The 19484-nt window shown below is 69.7% G+C and carries 18 protein-coding genes; 10 read left to right on the plus strand and 8 right to left on the minus strand.

Features of this window, described 5'->3' with window-relative positions; genetic code table 11:
- Both ACVBEQ_RS27335 and ACVBEQ_RS27340 read left to right on the plus strand, forming a co-directional pair.
- Positions 1 to 893 (plus strand): ATP-binding cassette domain-containing protein (locus tag ACVBEQ_RS27335; protein ID WP_447156584.1); only part of this gene is annotated, 893 nt, incomplete at its 5' end.
- Positions 894 to 978: 85 nt separating this feature from the next.
- Positions 979 to 1704: an ABC transporter permease gene (locus tag ACVBEQ_RS27340; protein ID WP_447156598.1), complete on the plus strand. Its 726-nt coding sequence runs from the start codon at positions 979 to 981 to the stop codon at positions 1702 to 1704.
- A 10-nt stretch (positions 1705 to 1714) separates the two neighbouring features.
- Here ACVBEQ_RS27340 and ACVBEQ_RS27345 read toward each other — a convergent pair whose 3' ends face one another.
- Positions 1715 to 2413, minus strand: coding sequence for a TetR/AcrR family transcriptional regulator (locus tag ACVBEQ_RS27345; protein ID WP_447156585.1), 699 nt, complete (start codon positions 2411 to 2413; stop codon positions 1715 to 1717).
- Between the two features lie 65 nt (positions 2414 to 2478).
- On the opposite strand from ACVBEQ_RS27345, the gene ACVBEQ_RS27350 reads away from it, so the two are divergent.
- Entirely contained in the window at positions 2479 to 3906 is a 1428-nt protein-coding gene (locus ACVBEQ_RS27350) for an MFS transporter (protein ID WP_447156586.1), read from the plus strand.
- Between the two features lie 67 nt (positions 3907 to 3973).
- Here ACVBEQ_RS27350 and ACVBEQ_RS27355 read toward each other — a convergent pair whose 3' ends face one another.
- Genes ACVBEQ_RS27355 through ACVBEQ_RS27365 form a run of 3 tightly spaced genes read right to left on the minus strand, consistent with a single transcriptional unit; the run spans position 3974 to position 6753 of the window.
- Positions 3974 to 4681 (minus strand): MBL fold metallo-hydrolase, encoded by a 708-nt coding sequence (locus ACVBEQ_RS27355; protein WP_447156587.1) that lies wholly within the window; start codon positions 4679 to 4681, stop codon positions 3974 to 3976.
- A 20-nt stretch (positions 4682 to 4701) separates the two neighbouring features.
- Positions 4702 to 5694, minus strand: a complete 993-nt coding sequence (locus ACVBEQ_RS27360; protein WP_447156588.1) for a serine/threonine-protein kinase — start codon at positions 5692 to 5694, stop codon at positions 4702 to 4704.
- Positions 5695 to 6753, minus strand: coding sequence for a Gfo/Idh/MocA family protein (locus ACVBEQ_RS27365; RefSeq protein ID WP_447156589.1), 1059 nt, complete (start codon positions 6751 to 6753; stop codon positions 5695 to 5697).
- 75 nt (positions 6754 to 6828) lie between these two features.
- On the opposite strand from ACVBEQ_RS27365, the gene uvrA reads away from it, so the two are divergent.
- Entirely contained in the window at positions 6829 to 10074 is a 3246-nt protein-coding gene (gene uvrA / locus ACVBEQ_RS27370; protein WP_447156590.1) for an excinuclease ABC subunit UvrA, read from the plus strand.
- Here uvrA and ACVBEQ_RS27375 read toward each other — a convergent pair whose 3' ends face one another.
- A complete protein-coding gene (locus tag ACVBEQ_RS27375; protein WP_447156599.1) occupies positions 10075 to 10611 on the minus strand; it encodes a GNAT family N-acetyltransferase in 537 nt (178 codons plus the stop codon).
- A complete protein-coding gene (locus ACVBEQ_RS27380) occupies positions 10611 to 11288 on the minus strand; it encodes a hypothetical protein (RefSeq protein WP_447156591.1) in 678 nt (225 codons plus the stop codon). Before ACVBEQ_RS27380 ends, ACVBEQ_RS27375 begins: the two co-directional genes overlap by 1 nt.
- A 216-nt stretch (positions 11289 to 11504) precedes the next feature.
- Here ACVBEQ_RS27380 and ACVBEQ_RS27385 point away from each other — a divergent pair, with 216 nt between their 5' ends.
- Positions 11505 to 11768 carry a phosphoribosyl-ATP diphosphatase gene (locus ACVBEQ_RS27385; protein WP_447156592.1) on the plus strand — a complete coding sequence of 88 codons (264 nt, stop codon included), beginning with the start codon at positions 11505 to 11507 and terminating at the stop codon, positions 11766 to 11768.
- Positions 11769 to 11892: 124 nt separating this feature from the next.
- Complete coding sequence (hisG, locus tag ACVBEQ_RS27390; protein ID WP_447156593.1) at positions 11893 to 12738, plus strand: ATP phosphoribosyltransferase; 846 nt, start codon at positions 11893 to 11895, stop codon at positions 12736 to 12738.
- Here the strand turns inward: hisG and ACVBEQ_RS27395 are convergent.
- Positions 12619 to 13572, minus strand: a complete 954-nt coding sequence (locus ACVBEQ_RS27395) for a RecB family exonuclease (RefSeq protein WP_447156600.1) — start codon at positions 13570 to 13572, stop codon at positions 12619 to 12621. The two genes, hisG and ACVBEQ_RS27395, sit on opposite strands and share 120 nt — an antisense overlap.
- 226 nt (positions 13573 to 13798) lie before the next feature.
- On the opposite strand from ACVBEQ_RS27395, the gene ACVBEQ_RS27400 reads away from it, so the two are divergent.
- The 4 genes from ACVBEQ_RS27400 to ACVBEQ_RS27415 all read left to right on the plus strand — a co-directional run bounded on the left by ACVBEQ_RS27400 (position 13799) and on the right by ACVBEQ_RS27415 (position 19015).
- On the plus strand, positions 13799 to 15091 hold the full coding sequence (locus tag ACVBEQ_RS27400; RefSeq protein WP_447156594.1) for a M50 family metallopeptidase: 1293 nt from the start codon (positions 13799 to 13801) through the stop codon (positions 15089 to 15091).
- Entirely contained in the window at positions 15088 to 15912 is an 825-nt protein-coding gene (locus tag ACVBEQ_RS27405; protein WP_447156595.1) for a tRNA (adenine-N1)-methyltransferase, read from the plus strand. The genes ACVBEQ_RS27400 and ACVBEQ_RS27405 overlap by 4 nt, the downstream gene beginning before the upstream one ends.
- A gap of 273 nt (positions 15913 to 16185) precedes the next feature.
- Positions 16186 to 17970 carry a proteasome ATPase gene (gene arc / locus ACVBEQ_RS27410; protein WP_447156596.1) on the plus strand — a complete coding sequence of 595 codons (1785 nt, stop codon included), beginning with the start codon at positions 16186 to 16188 and terminating at the stop codon, positions 17968 to 17970.
- Between the two features lie 64 nt (positions 17971 to 18034).
- Complete coding sequence (locus ACVBEQ_RS27415) at positions 18035 to 19015, plus strand: aldo/keto reductase (protein ID WP_447156601.1); 981 nt, start codon at positions 18035 to 18037, stop codon at positions 19013 to 19015.
- Positions 19016 to 19038: 23 nt separating this feature from the next.
- On the opposite strand, the gene ACVBEQ_RS27420 is transcribed toward ACVBEQ_RS27415, so the two are convergent.
- A partial coding sequence (locus ACVBEQ_RS27420; protein ID WP_447156597.1) for a hypothetical protein occupies positions 19039 to 19484 on the minus strand: 446 nt, incomplete at its 5' end.

Raw genomic sequence — 19484 nt, forward strand, 5'->3', positions numbered from 1 at the left:
CGAACGGTGCCGGCAAGACGACGACAGTTCGGATCCTGGCCACCCTCGTGCGGCCGGATGTCGGTGCGGCAACAGTGGCGGGGTTCGACATTCTCCGCGAGCGGCGTGAGGTGCGCCGCCGGATCAGCCTCACGGGCCAGAACGTCGCCATCGACGAATTGCAGACGGGCGCGGAGAACCTCGAGATGATGGGCAGGCTCGCCGGCCTCACCGGGCGCCGCTCGCGGCTGCGCGCCCGCGAGATGCTCGAGTGCTTCGAGCTTGTCGATGCGGCCGGGCGCACCGTTGCCACCTACTCCGGCGGCATGCGGCGGCGCCTGGACCTGGCGTGCGGGCTGGTCGGCCGGCCGTCGGTCCTGTTTCTCGACGAACCGACAACGGGCCTGGACCTGCACAGCAGACAGGCGATGTGGGAGCTGATCGCGGAGCAGGTCCGGTCCGGGGTGGGCATCGTGCTGACCACCCAGTACCTGGAGGAGGCGGATCAGCTGGCGGACAGCATCGTCGTCATCGACGCCGGCCGGGTCGTCGCGTCCGGCACACCGGCCGAGCTCAAGCGGGCGGTGGCCGACCAGCGTCTCGACGTGCTTCTCCGCGATGACGCCGACCACCGGCGGGCGGTGGAGATGCTCGGTGACCGGGCCATTGCGTCGGATCGGGTCCTGCGTTCGGTGAGCGTGCCCACCGACGGTTCGGCGGCCGCCATCCGCCGCATGCTGGACGAGATCGACCCCGACGGCCGATCCATCACGAAATTCTCCGTGCACACCGCCACGCTCGATGACGTGTTCCTCGCCCTGACCGGGCACAGCACCAGCGGGTCCATCAGCACCGGGTCCATCGGCACCGGGTCTGTCGGCACCGCTCCTGCGGCGGAGCCGGTCCATGTCTGAGTCGCTCGTGGTGGATCCCGGTGCACCCGGTCGGTCCTCGGATCACACCGGTTCGGCGGCAAAGCTTCTCGGCGATTCGGCGACCATGGCTGCCCGCGGTCTGCGGCTCAGCCGGCGCAACCTCGACGTGCTGATCACCTCGTTGCTGCTGCCGGTCATCCTGATGCTGCTGTTCGTCTATCTGTTCGGCGGAGCACTGGACACCGGTGGCGGGTACGTGTTCTACGTGGTCCCCGGAGTGCTGGTGCTGTGTGCGGGTTTCGGGTCGGCGAGCACGGCGGTCAGTGTCAGCCAGGACATGCAGGGCGGGATCATCGACCGGTTCCGGTCGTTGGACGTGAGCGGGGCCGCGCTGCTCGCCGGCCATGTGGTGGCAAGCGTCGCACGGAACATGGCATCGACGATCCTGGTGTTCGGGGTGGCTTTCCTGATCGGCTTCCGTTCGGCAGCCTGTCCCGCCGGCTGGCTTGCCGCGGCCGGGATCCTGCTGCTGTTCATCGTGACGATCTCGTGGTTGGCCGCCCTGGTGGGTCTGCTGGCCCGATCTCCGGAGGCGGCCAACGGTTTCGCCTTCATCCTGATGTTCCTGCCCTACGCCAGCAGCGCTTTCGTTCCGATCGCGACGATGCCGACGTGGCTGCAGGGTTTTTCGGAGCACCAGCCGATCACCCCGATCATCGAGAGTGTCCGCGGGCTGCTGAACGGCACACCGGTCGGGAATGCGCCGTGGCTGGCGATCGTGTGGTGCTGCGGCATTCTCGCGGTGTCGGTGGCACTCTCCGGGCTCGCCTTCCGGCGCCGAACCAGGTGAGACCCGACGCTCAGCGGTGCACTGCCTGCCGATCGGCGAGCGTCGTCACCCCGGCCATGAACAGGTCGATGCCGGCGCCGTAGTACGCGGCCTCGTCATCGCACTCGGTCAGCGCATCGGCGCACTCCACCAGGTGCGGGAACCGGTCGGCGGGCAGTCCGACGAGCGCGGCGCGCTTCTGCGCGAGCACCGCCGCCCTTTCGTCCTGCGGTGTGCTGGTCTCGGCGCCGGGCCTCCCGGAGACCAGCATGATCGCCGTCTGCAGCGCGGCGCGCGACAGGTCGGCGCTCTGCCGGACCCCGAACCCGTTGCGCCGCAGGATGTCCAGCGACCGCTCGGCCAGCACCCGGCCCCGGTCGCAGACCAGCACCCGCTGTTGTGCCAGCGCCGTGCAGCCGGGGTGCCGGTGCAGGGCCGCGACGAGCGCGGTGAGCAGGACGTGCAGTTCCTCCAGACCGGCGCCGGGTTCGGCCTCCGGGAGATCGACGCTCTCCAGGATTCGGTCACCCATTGCGGCGAGCAGCTCGTCCTTGTTCTTCACGTGCCAGTACAGCGCCATGGGGGTGACGCCGAAGTCCTGCGCGATACGGCGGATCGACACCGCCGCGGGCCCATCGACATCGGCCAGGGCGAGCGCGTGATCGACGACGGCGTCGCGGGACAGCGGGGTGGCGTCGGAACGGGGCGCAGAAGTCGACGTCGATTTCATGTTGACAACTCTACACCGTAAAGGCTTTGCTATACGGCATACATGTACACCGTAGAGGAGCCCTTGTGGAACGATCCCGCTTGACCCTGCTGGCGGTGGCGCTCGCCACCTTCATGACCTATCTCGACAACAACATCATCAACGTGGCGATCCCGGCGATAGAGCGGGACCTGCAGCTGACCACCTCCGGGCTGGAGTGGATCGTCAGCTCCTACATCCTGGTGTTCGCCAGCCTGTTGCTGGCCGGCGGCCGACTCGCCGACCTCTGGGGACGGAAGCGACTGTTCCTCATCGGGCTCTCGATCTTCACCGCCGCGTCGCTGGCGGCCGGTTTCGCGACCTCGGTCGACGTCCTGGTGATCAGCAGGGCGGTGCAGGGTCTCGGCGCCGCGCTGGTGACACCGACCACCCTGGCGATCATCTCGGCGACCTTCCCGGAGGGGCGGCAACGCGCCGCCGCGGTGGGGATCTGGAGTGCGGTGGGCGCGCTCGCGTTGGCGGTCGGGCCGCTGCTCGGCGGGTTGCTGAGCGAGTACCTCAGCTGGGAATGGATCTTCTTCATCAACGTCCCGGTCGGACTGGGAACGCTGGCGCTGGCGGCGGTGGCGATCCGCGAATCGCGTCAGGATTCCGGACTGCGGCGGATCGACATCCCGGGCGTGCTCGCCTCCGCGGGTGCGTTGTTCGCTCTCACCTTCGGGCTGATCGAGGGTCACGACCGGGGTTGGACCTCACCGGTGATCCTCGGCTGTTTCGCGGTCGCGCTGGTGCTCGGGATCGTCTTCGTCCGACTGGAACGCCGGGTGGCGAACCCGATGGTGGCCATGTCGCTGTTCCGCGAGCGGGTGTTCAGCGGCGGACTGATCGCGCTGGTGATGTGGGGCTTCGGCTTGTTCGGGATCTACTTCTTCACCTCGCTCTACCTGCAGGGCGTGCTGGGCTTCTCGCCGACGGAGGCAGGGGCGGCCTTCGTCCCGATGGCTCTGCTGATGGCGGCCGGCGCGGTCGTCTCCGAGCGGGTGTCGCACCGGCTAGGCGCCCATCGGGTCGTCGCGGTGGCGATGCTGATGATGGCCGGCGGCATCGCATCGGTCAGCATGCTCGGGGCCGATGCCGGATTCTGGTCGCTGATGCCCAGTTTCGCGGTGATCGGGATCGGTGGCGGTCTCACGGTGCCGCTGACCTCCAGCGTCCTGGACGCGATGCCGCGGGACGAAGCGGGTGTCGCGTCGGGCATCTTCAACGCATCCCGCGAGGTGTCCGGCCTGCTCGGGATCACCGTGATCGGGGCAGTGCTGACCGCCCGCCAATCGGTGCTGCTCACCGGCGGGTCGACGCCGACCGATGCCTTCCTCGGTGGTTACCAGGCGGGGCTGCTGCTGGCCGCCGCGTTGGTCGCCCTCGGTGGTGTCGCCGCGTTCGTCGGCCTGCGCCGGCCGAACGTGCCCGTCGCGCCTGCCCCTGCGGAGCCGGCCGCGCCGGTCACCGTCTGATTTCGGCGGAGGGGTGGGCCGCACCTGCGTGTGGCCCACGCCGAGCTGTCCACCCCGCCCGCCGGCCTCACCAGCCCCGGGCGCGCCATTCCCCCAGATGCGGCCGCTCGTTGCCGAGCGTCGTGTCGTCACCGTGTCCCGGGTACACCACCGTCTCGTCGGGGAGCCGGTCGAACACCCTCGCCTCGAGATCGTCCATCAAGGACGAGAAGTTCTCGGGTGACGAGGTCTTGCCCGGACCTCCGGGGAACAGCGAGTCGCCGGTGAACAGGTGCGGGTTCCCGCCGGGGTCGGTGTAGAGCAGGGCGATCGAGCCGGGGGTGTGCCCGCGCAACGCGATCACCTCGAGGCGGCAGTCGCCGACCGGGACCGTATCGCCGTCTCCGAGACTGACATCGGTCCTGACGGGGATGGCATCGGCGTCATCGGCGCCGGCGTACAACGTCGCGGCCGTCCGTTCACCGACCGCGGACAGCGCCTGCCAGTGATCGCGGTGCGAGTGGGTGGTGACCACGGCGCGGAGAGGCGGTGTGCCAGCGGCACTCTCGAGCAGATTCAGGATCCTGTCCGCGTCGTTGGCGGCGTCGATCAGCACGGCCTCGTCGGTGTGCCGGCAGACCAGCAGGTAGGCGTTGTTGTCCATCGGACCCACCGAGATCTTGCTGACGGTGATCTCGGGAAGGGTGCGGGTCGAGGCTCGCCCGTGCGGCTCGACGTGACCGGTGTAGTCGCCGGTGTCGGACCCGCTCGCGGAAGATGGTGCGTCGTCGCTCATCTGCCAAACGGTAGGCGGTGTCACGGCGGGGGCAACTCGGCCGTCCCCGGCAATGGCAGGGTGGACGCCGGCGTCGCGAGGCCGACAGGGTTGGCCGGCATCCCGACCGGTGGGGGATCTGAACCGAGACCGGTGTTGATCCCGGTGGGGTCGGCGGCCGCCGCACGCAGCAGCGCCAACGCATGATCGAGCGGCATGCGCAGTGTGGGCGATTTGACCAACAGCCCGGAGATCACCCGCTCCAGCTGACCCGCGTGTGGATGCGGCGGGACGAGGTCGTTGACGACAGACAGCACGGTGTCCATGCCGGTCCCGCGGTCGAAGGGTGGGTGCCCCTCGACGCAGGCGAACATCGTCGCGCCCAGACTCCACGCATCGGATGCTGGCCCGGCCGGTTCGCCGTTGATCACCTCCGGGGCGAGGTAGGCGGGAGAGCCGACGATCACCCGCGGACTGGTCGTGGACGCCTCGTCGACGTTGCGGGCGATGCCGAAATCGCTGAGCTTCACCATCCCCTGGTGGGTGATCAGGATGTTGCCCGGTTTCACGTCGCGGTGGACGATGCCGACGGCGTGCGCGGACAGCAGAGCGGAGGCGACAGCCACCCCGACCGTGGCCGCGACGGCGGGAGCGAGCATGCTCCGCCGCGCGATGATCTGGGCCAGCGTCGTGCCCTCGACCAGCTCCATCACCAGCACCGGGCCGGTTTCGGTCGCGGGGACGATGTCGTACAGCGTGACGACGTGCAGGTTGGACAGCGCCGCGACCGCCCGTGCCTCCCGCAGGGTCCGCTCGCGCAGTTCCTCGGCGGCCGCGGGCGGGATGTCGCGCGGGATGTCGATCTTCTTCAACGCGACCCGGCGGCGCAGCAGCTCGTCGGTGGCGGCCCACACCGTTCCGTGCGAACCGCGCCCGATCATCCGGTCCGGCCGGTACCGGCCCGCGACGAGGCGATGCCCGCCGCGGCCGGTATCGCCCGGCGGCTCAGGTATCGCGCTCCGTCCTTGCGTCACCTACAGGCTCACAACGGTTCCGTTGGCAGCCGACTCGCGGGCGGCATCGAGCACCGCGGCGGTCGCCACCGCGTCCCGGGGGTCGACAGGCGGCGGGGCACCGCCCGTGACGGCGGCGGCGACCGCGGGGTAGTACAGGTCCCAGGCGCCCCGTTGGCTCGGCACGCGACGCGACGACTCCCCGTCGTAGAGGGTGCCCCAGGCCGACTCGGGCTCCACGCCCCAGCGGTCCCCGAGCGACGCCGGTGTGCCGCCTGCCTTCAACTGCTCCTCCTGGATGTCGAACCCATCGATGACGAACCCGGCGCGGGTCCCGTTGGCCTGCAGTCGGGGACCAGGTGCGGCCGACGCCATCGCGGCGGCCAGCGTCGACTGCACTCCGGCGGTGTGCCGCAGGTGCAGTTCGATGTCGTCCTCGGCCCCGGCCCCCGCCCTGATGGTGCGGAGCTCGGCATGCACGGTGGCCACCGGACCGAACAGGAACAGGGCCTGGTCGACCAGGTGGGGTCCGAGGTCGAGCAGGGTCCCGCCACCCTGCGCCGCGGTGCCGCCGTGCCAGCTCTCCTTGACCGGCTTGAAGCGATCGATGCGGGAGGTGAACCGGTGTACCGCGCCCAGCTCGCCGTCGTCGATCAGGCTGCGCAGCGTGCGGAGGTCGCTGTCCCAACGGCGGTTCTGGTACGGCGTCAGCACCAGTCCCGCCGCCGCCGCGTGTTCGGCCAATTCCCGGGCGTCCGGCGCCGTCAAGGCGAACGGCTTGTCCACGACGACGTGCAGGCCGAGGTCCAGCGCCTCGTGTGCGAGCGGCGCATGGGTGGCGCTGGGTGTGGTGATGGTCACCCCCTGCACACCGAGCGCGGCCAGCTCGGCGAGCGATCCGACCGGCGTCGCACCGGGGGCGTCGGTCCGCACCTGCGCCTGCCGCTCCGGGTTGCCGGTCACCACCGCCACCAGCTCCAATCCGGTCGCCGACGCGATCAACGGCCGATGGAAGATGCGTCCGCCGGAGCCGTAACCGGCGAGCGCCCACCGGACCGGGGGCGGGGTGTCGATGCTCATCAGGTCATCTTCCCGTCGGGTACCCGGCACCGCAGAATGCAGGGCTGTCGGACCACGCGCCTAGCATGGTTCAACGTGACAGACCACCTGATCGTGCGAGGCGCCCGCGAACACAATTTGCGGAACGTCGACATCACTCTGCCGCGCGACTCGCTGGTCGTCTTCACCGGATTGTCCGGTTCCGGGAAGTCGTCGCTCGCCTTCGACACCATCTTCGCGGAAGGCCAGCGGCGGTACGTCGAGTCGTTGTCGTCGTACGCCAGGCAGTTCCTCGGGCAGATGGACAAGCCGGACGTGGACTTCATCGAGGGGCTGTCGCCGGCCGTCTCGATCGACCAGAAATCGACCTCGCGGAACCCGCGGTCGACGGTCGGCACCATCACCGAGATCTACGACTACCTCCGGCTGCTCTATGCCCGGATCGGGCACCCGCACTGTCCGATCTGTGGCGAGCCGATCTCCAAACAGACCCCGCAGCAGATCGTGGACAGGGTCCTCGAGATGCCCGAGGGCACCCGGTTCCAGGTCCTCGCTCCGGTGATCCGCGAGCGCAAGGGCGAGTACGTCGACCTGCTGAACGATCTCCAGGCCAAGGGCTACTCCCGCGTCCGGATCGACGGCGTGGTCTACCAGCTGACCGAGCCACCGAAGCTCAAGAAGCAGGAGAAGCACTCGGTCGAGGTGGTCGTCGACCGACTGGTCAATCGGGAGACCGCGAAGCAACGCATCACCGACTCCGTCGAGACCGGGCTGGGCCTGGCCGACGGTGTGGTGATTTTGGACTTCGTCGACCTCCCCGAGGACGACCCGCACCGTGAGCGGCGGTACTCGGAGCGGCTCGCCTGCCCGAACAACCACCCCCTCGCGTTGGACGAGTTGGAGCCGCGGTCGTTCTCCTTCAACTCACCGTTCGGTGCGTGCCCGGAGTGCACCGGGCTGGGCACCCGCAAGGAGGTCGACGCCGACCTGGTGGTGCCGGACGGCTCGCAGTCGCTGGGCGGCGGCGCCATCCATCCGTGGTCAGCGGGCACGACCAGCGAGTACTTCACCAGGCTGCTCCAGGGGCTGGCCGAGGTGATGGGTTTCTCGATGGACACCCCGTGGGACAGGCTGCCGGCGCACGTTCGCAAGGCAGTCCTGCACGGCGTGGACGAGCAGGTGCATGTCACGTACCGGAACAGGTACAACCGGCAGCGCTCGTATTACGCCGAGTTCGAGGGCGTCATCCCGTATCTCGAGCGGCGTGCGGCACAGACCGACTCGGACTTCGCCCGCGAGCGGTACGAGGGTTACATGCGCGAGGTCCCGTGTCCGGTCTGTCACGGCACCCGACTCAAGCCGGAGATCCTCGCAGTGACGATCGAGCATGCCGAACTGGGCCGGCGGAACATCGCCGAGCTGTCGGCGATGTCGATCAAGGACGCCGCCGCGTTCTTCCCCGGCCTGGTGCTCAGCGAACGTGACCGGATGATCGCCGAGCGGGTGCTGAAGGAGGTGGACGCCCGCCTCGGGTTCCTGCTCGACGTCGGGCTGGACTACCTCTCGCTCAACCGGCCGGCCGCCACGCTGTCCGGCGGTGAGGCGCAACGCATCCGGCTGGCGACGCAGATCGGTTCCGGGCTGGTGGGTGTGCTGTACGTCCTGGACGAGCCGTCCATCGGCCTGCACCAGCGGGACAACCATCGGTTGATCCAGACCCTCACCCGGCTCCGTGATCTGGGCAACACGCTGATCGTCGTCGAGCACGACGAGGACACCATCCGGACCGCGGACTGGGTGGTCGACATCGGGCCGGGCGCCGGCGAACACGGCGGGAAGGTCGTCGTGTCGGGCACCGTCGCCGACCTCGAGTCGTCGGCCGAGTCGGTCACCGGAGCCTTCATCTCCGGGAGGCGGGAGATCGCCGTCCCGATGGTCCGCCGGCCGGTGAACAAACGGCGCAAGCTGACCGTGGTGGGCGCCCGGGAGAACAACCTGCGTGACCTGACGGTCGACTTCCCGCTCGGCACTCTCATTGCGGTGACGGGTGTCTCGGGCTCCGGAAAGTCCACCCTGGTCAACGACATCCTGCATGCCGTGCTGGCGAACCGGATCAACGGGGCCCGGATGGTGCCGGGGCGGCACACCAGGGTGACCGGCGTGGACGAGGTCGACAAGGTCGTCGGTGTCGACCAGTCGCCGATCGGCCGCACCCCCCGGTCGAACCCCGCGACGTACACCGGCGTGTTCGACCACGTCCGCAAACTCTTCGCCTCCACCACCGAGGCGAAGGTGCGGGGCTACCAGCAGGGCAGGTTCTCGTTCAACGTCAAGGGCGGTCGCTGCGAGGCCTGCGCCGGCGACGGAACGCTCAAGATCGAGATGAACTTCCTGCCGGACATCTACGTGCCGTGCGAGGTGTGCAAGGGCGCCCGGTTCAACCGGGAGACCCTCGAGGTCCATTACAAGGGCAAGAACATTGCCGAGGTACTGAACACCACCATCGAGGAGGCGGCCGAGTTCTTCGAGGCGATCGGGCCGATCCACCGGCATCTCAAGACGCTGGTCGAGGTCGGCCTGGGGTACGTCCGGCTCGGGCAACCCGCGCCGACCCTTTCCGGCGGCGAAGCGCAGCGGGTCAAGCTGGCATCGGAACTGCAGAAGCGGTCGACCGGCCGGACCGTGTACGTGCTCGACGAGCCGACCACCGGACTGCATTTCGCGGATGTCGAGAAACTGCTCGGCGTGGTGAACGGTCTGGTGGACAAGGGCAACACGGTGATCGTCATCGAGCACAACCTCGACGTCATCAAGACGGCGGACCATGTGATCGACATGGGTCCGGAAGGCGGCTCCGGCGGTGGCCTCGTCATCGCCCAGGGCACGCCGGAAGAGGTTGCGGCCGTTCCGGAGTCGTACACCGGGCAATTCCTCGCTCCCGTGCTTGCCGGTCGCGGGGTGTCCCGGGCGTCGAAGCCGCCGGTGGCGCGGAAAACCGGTGCGCGGAACGGTCGTGCAGCCAACGGTGCTGCGGTCAACGGTGCTGCGGTCAACGGTGCTGCGGTCAACGGCGGCGCTGGCAACGGCGGCGCCGGCAACGGCGGCGCCAGCAACGGGGGCGCCAGCAACGGTGCGGCCGTGAACGGCGGTGCGGCCGAGGAAAGCGCAGCGAACGGGAAATCGGTCAACGGCGCCGGCGTGCCGGCGGCCAGGAACGGCACGTCCAAGGCCGCGGCCACCGCTCGACCAGCCCGCGCGACGACGACCAGGGCAGCCGCCCAGCCGGACCCGGCCGTCGCGGCGGCGGCCAAGGCCAGGCGAAAGGCGTCCAAGCTGATCTGATCACATCGGGTGTGGCGGCTCCTGACCCACGTGACTGCTCCGGCGCTCGATCAGCACGACGTCACGCCACCTCCCGTGGTGTCGGCCCACGCGTTCACGGGTTCCGATGACCCGGAACCCGTGTGTGCGGTGCAGATTCAGGCTCGCCCGGTTCTCCGGATAGACCCCGGATTGGATCGTCCAGATCCCGGCAGCCTCGGTCGACGCGATCAGCGCTCTGAGCAGGGCGGTCCCCACTCCCCGTTGGGCTGAGCCGGGATCGACATAGACGGAGTGCTCGACGACGCCGCGGTAGACCGGCCGCGTCGACACAGGGGAGACCGCGACCCACCCCAGGATCAGGTCGGCGACGTCGACAGCGACCCAGCGGTGAGCGGCCAGTTTCACGGAGTCGAACTGCTCCCACGACGGCGTCTCGGTCTCGAAGGTGGCGTCACCCGTCGCGATCCCAGCGGCGTAGATGGCCTCCACCGCGGCCCAGTCGGCGACTGTCAACCCTCGGATCCGCGCTGCGCTGTCGGGGTTCTCGATGCCCATCACCAGGTGTCGGTCAGCCGGGTCGTGCCCAGGAAGACCTCGCCGTCCGACTCCCGGCGGAGCACGAAACGGCCTGTCACGGCGGGAATCTCGCCGTCCCCGGCAGGGGCCGACGTCTGGGAGGCCCCGGCCGCCACGGGTTCGGCGCCGGCCCGGCCCGCGCGCCAGATCCGCACCCGGTCGCCGGCGGTCAGCGTGATCCCGTCGGTGCGCGCATGCACCACCAGCGCACCCGCACCCGGCTGTGGTCCGTCCGTGGCGTGCACGGGCACGACCCAGGCGCCGATCCGGCGGCGCAGCGGTGCACCCGGCTTCGGCGGCGACAACGGTTGCGGCGCACCGACTGTCCCGCTCTGACCGGTTGCCGTGGGCAGCGTCGCCGACGCGATCGACGTCCAGAGTGCGGACCGCCTGACCAGCACGGCCGCGGTCAGGACCGCCGCAGCTGCCAGCAGGACAAGTACTCCGCTGACGAGATCCTGCGGCCGGACCGCAGCCACCAGCAGGCACGCCCCGGCGAGGACCGACGCCGCGGCGGCCGCCGTACGGCAACGACGCGACACCCGCCGGGACACCCCGCCGTCGCTCGTACCGACGGCCGGAACGGGCCCCGGGGGCGCTCCCGCCGCCTCACCCGGCGGGCCGTCACCGTCGTCGGTGGGTTCGGCGAGCGACACGACGGTCCTTTCAGCAGTGCAGTCCGTGGGTTGCCCGAGCCTGCCACGACGCCGACCGGAACTCCGACCCGACGGACGGGCCGCCGGCGGTTCGTGGCGATCGGCGCCCCGCGGGCCACCGCCACGATCGGCGTTCGGTTCGCGCCGCCTCCCACGCGCTCCGCGCATCGACAGGGCGGCGCGGGGGCCCCGTCGGCTCTGCGACAATCTGACCCTGTGAAGACGTTCGATTCCCTGTTCGAGGAGCTCACCGACCGGGCCACCACCCGGCCCGAAGGGTCCGGCACCGTCGCGGCGCTGGACGCCGGCGTTCATGCGCAGGGAAAGAAGTTGCTGGAGGAGGCCGGCGAGGTCTGGCTCGCGGCGGAACACGAGGACGACGACAGCCTCGCGTTGGAGATCTCGCAGCTGCTGTACCGCGCCCAGGTGATCATGATCGGTCGGGGCATCAGCCTGCAGCAGGTTTACGAGCATCTGTAGGGCCCGCGTCGATCGACCATCCCTGGCGCCAAAGTCCGGGAGCCGCGCGCGCCCGCATCCCGCCACCAGCCAGCGACCCGCAGTGCCGTCCACACCCGGTGGGCGACCCCCGAAGGAGTTCTTGATGTTGAAAGTTGCCGTGCCCAACAAGGGCACGCTGAGCGAACCGGCCGCGTCGATGCTGCGGGAGGCGGGGTACCGGCAGCGCTACGAATCACGTGATCTCACGGTGTTGGACGTGGCCAACGACGTCGAGTTCTTCTTCCTCCGCCCCAAGGACATCGCCGTCTACGTCGGCTCCGGCGAGCTGGACCTGGGTATCACCGGCAGGGACCTCGCGGCCGATTCCGCCGCCGAGGTCGACGAGCTGATCGGGCTCGGTTTCGGCTACTCGACATTCCGCTATGCCGGACCGGCCGACCGCGACTGGCACATCGCCGACCTCGCCGGCAAGCGCATCGCGACGTCGTACCCGCACCTGGCCCGGCGCGACCTTGCCGAGCACGGCATCGAGGCCAAAGTTATCCGGCTGGACGGGGCGGTGGAGATCTCTGTTCAGTTGGGGCTAGCCGACGCGATCGCGGACGTCGTCGATTCGGGCCGCTCGCTGCGTCAGCACGGGCTCGTCGCGTTCGGTGACGTGATTTGTGAGTCCGAGGCCGTGTTGCTGACCAGACGGGGCACCGAGGTCTCGTCGGCGGCCAGGCAGCTGTGCAGCCGGCTGCAGGGCGTCGTGTTCGCTCAGCAGTACCTGATGCTGGACTACGACTGCCCGGAACACCTGCTGGACAGGGCGACGGCCATCACCCCCGGACTGGAGTCGCCAACGGTCGCCCCGTTGGCGGACCCGTCATGGCGTGCCGTCCGGGCCATGGTGCGCCGGGCCGAGGTCAACCCGGTGATGGACGCGCTTGCCGAGCTCGGCGCCAAGGCCATCCTCGCCAGCGACATCCGCTCCTGCCGGTTGTGATCCCGGGGCCACCGTGACGTCGGCACCCGGGACGGCCGCTAGCCCGGGCGGCCCGGGATACGGCGGCGGGGTTCCGCCGAACTCAGGGCACAGCGCCTGGTGTGCGCACCACTGACACATCGAGCTCGGCCTCGGCGGGAAATCCCCCGTCTCCAATGCCCTGGTGATCGCCCGCCAGAGTGCGCCCACCGCTGACTCGAAGCTGATCAATTCCTGCTCCGACGGCGCGTACTGCAGGGTCAGCCCGTCGGCCAGGTAGATGAGCTTGAGCTGGGCGGGCAGCACCCCGCGCAGCCGGTAGATCATCAGTGCGTAGAACTTCAGCTGGTAGAGCGCCCTGGCCTCGAAGTCGGGCCCGGGCGGCCGACCGGTCTTGTAGTCGACGACGCGCAGCTCACCGGTCGGCGCGAGGTCGAGCCGGTCGATGAATCCGCGCAACGGCACCGGGCCGGCGATCTCGATCTCCAGCGCCAGCTCGCACGCCTCCGGATCGAACCGCCGGGGGTCTTCCAGTGAGAAGTAGGTCCGGACCAGATCCTCGGCGGAGTGGAGCCAGCCGGTCATCTCGGCCGGGTCGACCACCCCGGCCAGGTCGGGGTACTCGGTGGACATTCGTTCCCAGGTCGGAGCGACCAGCGCTGCGGTGAGATCCGGGGTCCGCTGCTCCGCCGGCCGGCCGAACATCTGCTCCAGCACGCTGTGCACCAGCGTGCCGCGTGCGGCCGGGGCGCTGGGTGCCTCCGGGAGCCGGTCGACCGCCCGCAGCCGGTAGAGCAGCGGGCAGGTCTTGAAGTCGCCGGCCCGGGACGGTGACAACGCCAGCGGACGCCGGATCCGTTCGACCGGCTCGTCCTTGACGACCGCCGGCTGGTCGACCATTGCCCCGGCCGGCACAGCCGGACGGGCAACGGGATCGCCGGCGATCGTTGTGGTCATGGGCGTCACGGTAGTTCGGTGCACCGACAGGCGGCCGTGACGCGCCGCCGCGTCGTGCCCGCTGTTGCCGGCCCGGTTGCACTCACCCGGCCTACCGACGCGCGGCAGCCACTACCCTGCGAACGTGAGTAGCAAGGACTCCGGCACCGCGGACCCGGGTCGACGGTGGACAGCGAACGGTGTGGTCGTCGGCCGCATCGCTGGCGTACCCATCTCGGTCGCCCCGTCCTGGGTGCTGTCGGTGGTGATCATCGGTGCGCTCGGCGTTCCGGTCATCGCGCAGGTGGTGCCCGGTACCGGGCCGTTCGTGGCAGTTGCCGTCTCGGTGCTGTTGGGCCTGTTGCTCGGGGCGAGCGTGCTGGCCCACGAGCTCGGGCATTGCCTTGCGGCCCGGCTGCTCGGGATGAACGTGGTCGGGGTCCGGCTGTACCTGCTCGGGGGCGTCTCGGAACTGCAACGGGTGCCCAGGTCGCCCCGTGAGGAGGCCGTCATCGCCGCGGCCGGGCCGGCGGTGTCCGCGGTCCTCGCCGGTCTGTCCTGGCTCGTGGTCCAGCTGACCGAACCGGGCACCGTTACCTGGTTACTGGTCATGCTGCTGGCACTGTCCAACCTGGTGGTGGCCGTCTTCAACGTCCTGCCCGCCCTCCCACTCGACGGCGGCCGGGTGCTCCGGGCAGCCGTCTGGGTGCTGACCGGCAACCGGCGCACCGGCACGACCGTCGCCGTGATCGGCGGGTATCTCATCTCCCTGCTGCTGGTCGGGTACGCAGTCGCACTGCTGATCGGCGACGGTGCCGACGCCCTGCTGCCGGCCGGGATCGCCGTGGCGATGGCGTTGTTCGTCGCCGTCGGCGCAGCTGCCGAGCGGGGCCGGCGGGCCCGGTCGACCTGGCCGGCGGGGCTCCCGCTGACCGCGCTCGCCCGCCCCGTGGTGCAACTTCCCGGCGAGACGCCCATCGCCCTCGCCCTGCAGGCCGCCGGCGGCCGTGCGGTCCTGGTGATCGGGCCCGACGGTGTCACCCGGGGCGTGCTCGACAGCAGGGCTGCGCAGGACCTGGTGCTGCGGGCTCCCGGCGCCCCGACCTCGTTGGCGTCCATCCACCTGCCTCCCGAGTCGATCGTGCTGCCCGACGACGCCCCGGCCGCCGTCGTCGGGCGCGCGCGTCGTGCCGGCTCCGCCGCGTTCCTGCTGATCGACGAGGCCGGTAGGCCGGCCGGCCTGCTCCACCGCGAGGACATCCTGGCCGCCGCCGCGCGGCGTCCGGCCCGTTGGTGGGAGCTCGCGCATTCAGCACCCGCCGCGGCGCAACCGTTGCACCAGGACCCGACCGGGAACCGGCAACCAGACCAGCGGCAACCAGACCAGCGGCAACCAGACCAGCGGCAACCAGACCAGCACAGAGAGAAGCACGTGTGAATCGCGATTTCGGTCCGGGCGACCGGGTCCAGCTGACCGACTCGAAGGGACGCAAGTACACCGTAGTGCTGGAGGAGGGAGCGACGTACCACACGCATCGCGGCGCCCTGGCGCACGACAGTCTGATCGGCAGGCCCGAGGGAAGCCTGATCACCTCGGCCGGTGGCACGTCCTACCTGGCGCTGCGGCCGCTGCTCACCGATTACGTGCTGTCGATGCCGCGCGGGGCAGCGGTGATCTACCCGAAGGACGCGGCGCAGATCGTGCACTGGGGCGACATCTTCCCCGGCGCAACGGTTCTCGAGGCCGGGGCAGGGTCGGGCGCACTGACCTGCTCGCTGCTGCGGGCGGTCGGCAGCGAGGGCAGGGTGATCTCCTACGAGATCCGCCAGGACCACGCCGACCATGCCATCCGCAACGTGGAGCGGTTCTTCGGACACCGCCCGGAGAACTGGTCGCTGACCGTCGGCGACATGGCGGACCACTCCGGCCAGGTGGATCGGATCGTCCTGGACATGCTCGAACCGTGGTCGGTGCTGCCGACGGTGGCCGACCATCTGGTGCCCGGCGGCGTACTGACCGTGTACGTCCCGACCACCACGCAGCTGTCCCGCATCGCCGAGGACATCAGGGGGCACGGCGGGTTCACCGAGCCGGCCGCCTGGGAGTCGCTGCACCGGCCATGGCACCTGGTCGGCCTCGCCGTCCGGCCGGAACACCGGATGATGGGCCACACCGCGTTCCTGCTCACCGCCCGCCGGCTCGCCCCCGGAGTCGTCGCACCGCGGCCGCAGCGACGTCCCACCTCGGGCGGCCGGTGATGGGTCGCCGGTGCGAGCCGGCCTGTGTTCGTTGGATATCGCCGACGTAACGATCTGAAATCGTCGTTCCGACGGCGTGCGGGCGCCTCTCATCACCCGCAATGAGGTTTGTCACGGTATGGGTGTTTAGACCGCCGTCGGGTGGGTTACTTCTGGAATAGTTCCGACCTCGTCGGTCGACGGCACCTGGTGGATCCCCGTTGGTTCCCAAGGTCTGTCGGTCACCGCAGGTAGGCTTCAATCCTGCAGGCTCCGATGTGAGGGGAGGGCAATGTGACCGAGTTCGACTCGCCGGAAGGCGTCGACAACACGCCGGGCTCAGGCCCGGAGGATGGTTACCGGCAGACTCCGGCTCAGCTCAGCGCGCAGATTCGCGTGCTCAACGATGAGGTCGCCCAGCTGCGTCGCCGGCTCGCGCTGGTACCGAGCGACACCAGGCCGCTCGAGCGGCAACTGACCGAATCGGCGAACCGGATCAACGCCCTTTCGGAACGCAACGAAAAGCTTGTCGTCACCCTGCGTGACGCCCGGGCTCAGCTGCTCCAGCTGAAGGAAGAAGTCGATCGGCTGGCGCAGCCGCCGAGCGGATACGGCGTCTACCTCGGCGAGGCACCCGACGGATCCGTCGAGGTGTTCACCGGCGGCCGGCGGATGCGGTTGTCCGTCTCGCCCACGGTTGACGTCACCGGGCTCAAGCGCGGCCAGCAGGTTCGCCTGAACGAGGCTCTGACAGTTGTCGAGGCCGGCGAGTACGACGTGGTGGGCGAGGTCTGCTCGCTGCGCGAGGTTCTCGACGGTGGTCGGGCTCTTGTCGTCGGTCATGCCGACGAGGAGCGGGTCGTGCATCTGGCCGCCCCGCTGATGGACATCCCGCTCAAGCCGGGTGATTCGCTGCTGGTCGACAGCAAGGCTGGATACGCCTACGAGCGGGTGCCGAAGTCGGAGGTCGAGGATCTCGTCCTGGAGGAGGTGCCCGACGTCGAGTACGGCGACATCGGCGGCCTGACGAGGCAGATCGAGCAGATCCGGGACGCCGTCGAGTTGCCGTTCCTGCACTCCGACCTCTTCGCCGAATACCAGCTGAGGCCACCGAAGGGTGTGCTGCTCTACGGCCCGCCCGGGTGCGGAAAGACGCTGATCGCGAAGGCCGTGGCGAACTCGCTGGCCAAGCAGGTGGCGCTGCTCCGCGGCGAGGAGAAGGTCACCAGCTACTTCCTCAACATCAAAGGCCCGGAGCTGCTCAACAAGTACGTCGGCGAGACCGAGCGGACCATCCGGCTGATCTTCCAACGGGCGCGCGAGAAGGCCTCCGATGGCACCCCGGTGATCGTGTTCTTCGACGAGATGGATTCGGTCTTCCGCACCCGCGGGACCGGTGTGTCCTCCGATGTCGAGACGACGATCGTCCCGCAGCTGCTCAGCGAGATCGACGGCGTCGAGGGCCTGGAGAACGTCATCGTGATCGGCGCCTCCAACCGCGAGGACATGATCGACCCGGCGATCCTCCGGCCGGGCCGGCTGGACGTCAAGATCAAGATCGAACGCCCGGACGCCGAGGCCGCGCGCGACATCTTTACCAAGTACCTGCTGCCCGAGCTGCCGATCCATCCCGAGGACCTTGCCGAGTTCGCCGGGGATCGCCGCGAGTGCATCAACGCGATGATCCAGCACACCGTCGAGCGGATGTACACCGAAACGGACGAGAACCGGTTCCTGGAAGTGACGTACGCGAACGGTGACAAGGAGGTCCTGTACTTCAAGGACTTCAACTCCGGAGCGATGATCCAGAACATCGTCGACCGGGCGAAGAAGGCCGCGATCAAGGCGCGCATCGAAACGGGCATCAACGGTCTGCGGGTGTCCCAGCTGCTCGATGCCATCACCGACGAGTTCGCCGAGAACGAGGACCTGCCGAACACCACGAACCCGGACGACTGGGCGCGCATCTCCGGCAAGAAGGGCGAGCGGATCGTGTACATCCGCACCCTGGTGTCGGGCAAGCAGTCCGAGGGCTCACGGGCAATCGACACCGCGTCGAACACCGGCCAGTACCTGTAGCACCGGAAGCAGTGCAGCGATGCCCCCGAACGGGCGGCCACCCGTGACGTTCGGGGGCATTGCCATGCCCGGCCGCCAACCGCGGGTGGTGCGCAGGCGGGCGCGGTGGGCGATCGGCACCGCCGTGCTCGGCAGGCCGGCGTACATCAACACCGGCAGCGAGACCGCGCTGCCTGCCGATCGCAGCGTGGAAGCGTTCCGGCGCAACACCTTCCGGGTGCTCGACGCCGCCGTCGAGGCCGGGATCGACTGGGTCGACACCGCCCGCTCCTACGGTCGGGCGGAGGAGTTCGTTGGGCAGTGGTGGCGCTCGCGCGCGGATGCCGACCCCGACTGGCCGGAGCGCGCGCCCACCGTCTCGAGCAAATGGGGTTACGCGTACGTCGGTGACTGGAATCCTGACGCCGAGGTTCACGAGATCAAGGAACACTCCATCCAGCAGTTCGAGCGGCAGTGGCAACTGACCGTGCGGACCCTGCCGAGGGTGCACCTCTATCAGGTGCACTCGCTCACGGCGGACTCGCCGCTGTTCGATGACGGCCCGCTGCTCGACGCCCTCGCCCGGCTCCGCGACTCCGGCGTCGCGGTCGGGTTCTCGACCTCCGGACCGGGGCAGGGCGAGACGATCCTGCGCGCGCTGGACGTCACCCGCGGCGGCGCCGCACTGTTCTCGGCGGTGCAGTCCACCTGGAACCTGCTGGAAACCAGCGCGGGCGAAGCCCTGGCGAAGGCGTCCCGCCGGGAACTCACCGTCATCGTGAAAGAGGCGCTGGCGAACGGGCGGCTGGTCACCTCGCCGCCCGATGTGCTCCGGTCGCTGGCCGAGCGGCACAAGGTCGGGACGGACGCGGTCGCGCTGGCCGCAGCCGCCGCACAGCCGTGGGCGAACCGGGTGCTGCTCGGCCCCGCCGGGCCTGCACAGCTGGCGCAGAACCTGCTGGCCGACACCCTCACCCTGGATCGCGAGGACCTGGCGGAGTTGACCGGGTCGGCATTGGACCCTGCCGAGTACTGGGAGGGTCGCTCCGAGCTGCCCTGGCGCTGACGCCCGCTGGTGGGACGGCAGTCTCAGCTGTCGGCGGCCCTATCGGCGGCGTCGGCCGGCCGCATGGCGTCCAGCCCCGACTCCAGTTCGTCGAGGACGCGACCCGTCTCGACCACCATGGCTCCCAGGAAGACACCACGGGCCAGGTTGGCCGCCAGCATGTCGGCCAGGTCCGCGTTGATCTCCCCGATCTGGGCCCGGCCGACCGCGATCGAGCGGCGCGCCGGACCGCCGACAACCTCTGCGGCGGCGTCCTTCTCGGCCCGCAGCATGGTGTGCGCGAAGGCCTCGATCGCGTCGGCGGCGGCGCTCAGCATCGATGACGCCATCGGCATCGGCGGCTGCGAGCCGTCACAGTCGGGGACCTTCGTGGCGATGTCCCGGACCGTCCTGGCCAGCGTCCGGACCTGCACCTCGACGATCTGCAGGGTGTCGTTGGCCTGCTGCAGCCGGTCGAGCGCGTTCACCC

The sequence above is a fragment of the Nakamurella sp. GG22 genome (assembly GCF_052976845.2).

Bases quoted from the DNA above. Each gene is read 5' to 3' on its own strand.
- ACVBEQ_RS27375 (WP_447156599.1), bottom strand. From the start codon at position 10,611: ATGGGCATCGAGAACCCCGACAGCGCAGCGCGGATCCGAGGGTTGACA.
- ACVBEQ_RS27345 (WP_447156585.1), bottom strand. From the start codon at position 2,413: ATGAAATCGACGTCGACTTCTGCGCCCCGTTCCGACGCCACCCCGCTG.
- ACVBEQ_RS27415 (WP_447156601.1), top strand. From the start codon at position 18,035: ATGCCCGGCCGCCAACCGCGGGTGGTGCGCAGGCGGGCGCGGTGGGCG.
- hisG (WP_447156593.1), top strand. From the start codon at position 11,893: ATGTTGAAAGTTGCCGTGCCCAACAAGGGCACGCTGAGCGAACCGGCC.
- ACVBEQ_RS27340 (WP_447156598.1), top strand. From the start codon at position 979: ATGGCTGCCCGCGGTCTGCGGCTCAGCCGGCGCAACCTCGACGTGCTG.
- ACVBEQ_RS27365 (WP_447156589.1), bottom strand. From the start codon at position 6,753: ATGAGCATCGACACCCCGCCCCCGGTCCGGTGGGCGCTCGCCGGTTAC.
- ACVBEQ_RS27355 (WP_447156587.1), bottom strand. From the start codon at position 4,681: ATGAGCGACGACGCACCATCTTCCGCGAGCGGGTCCGACACCGGCGAC.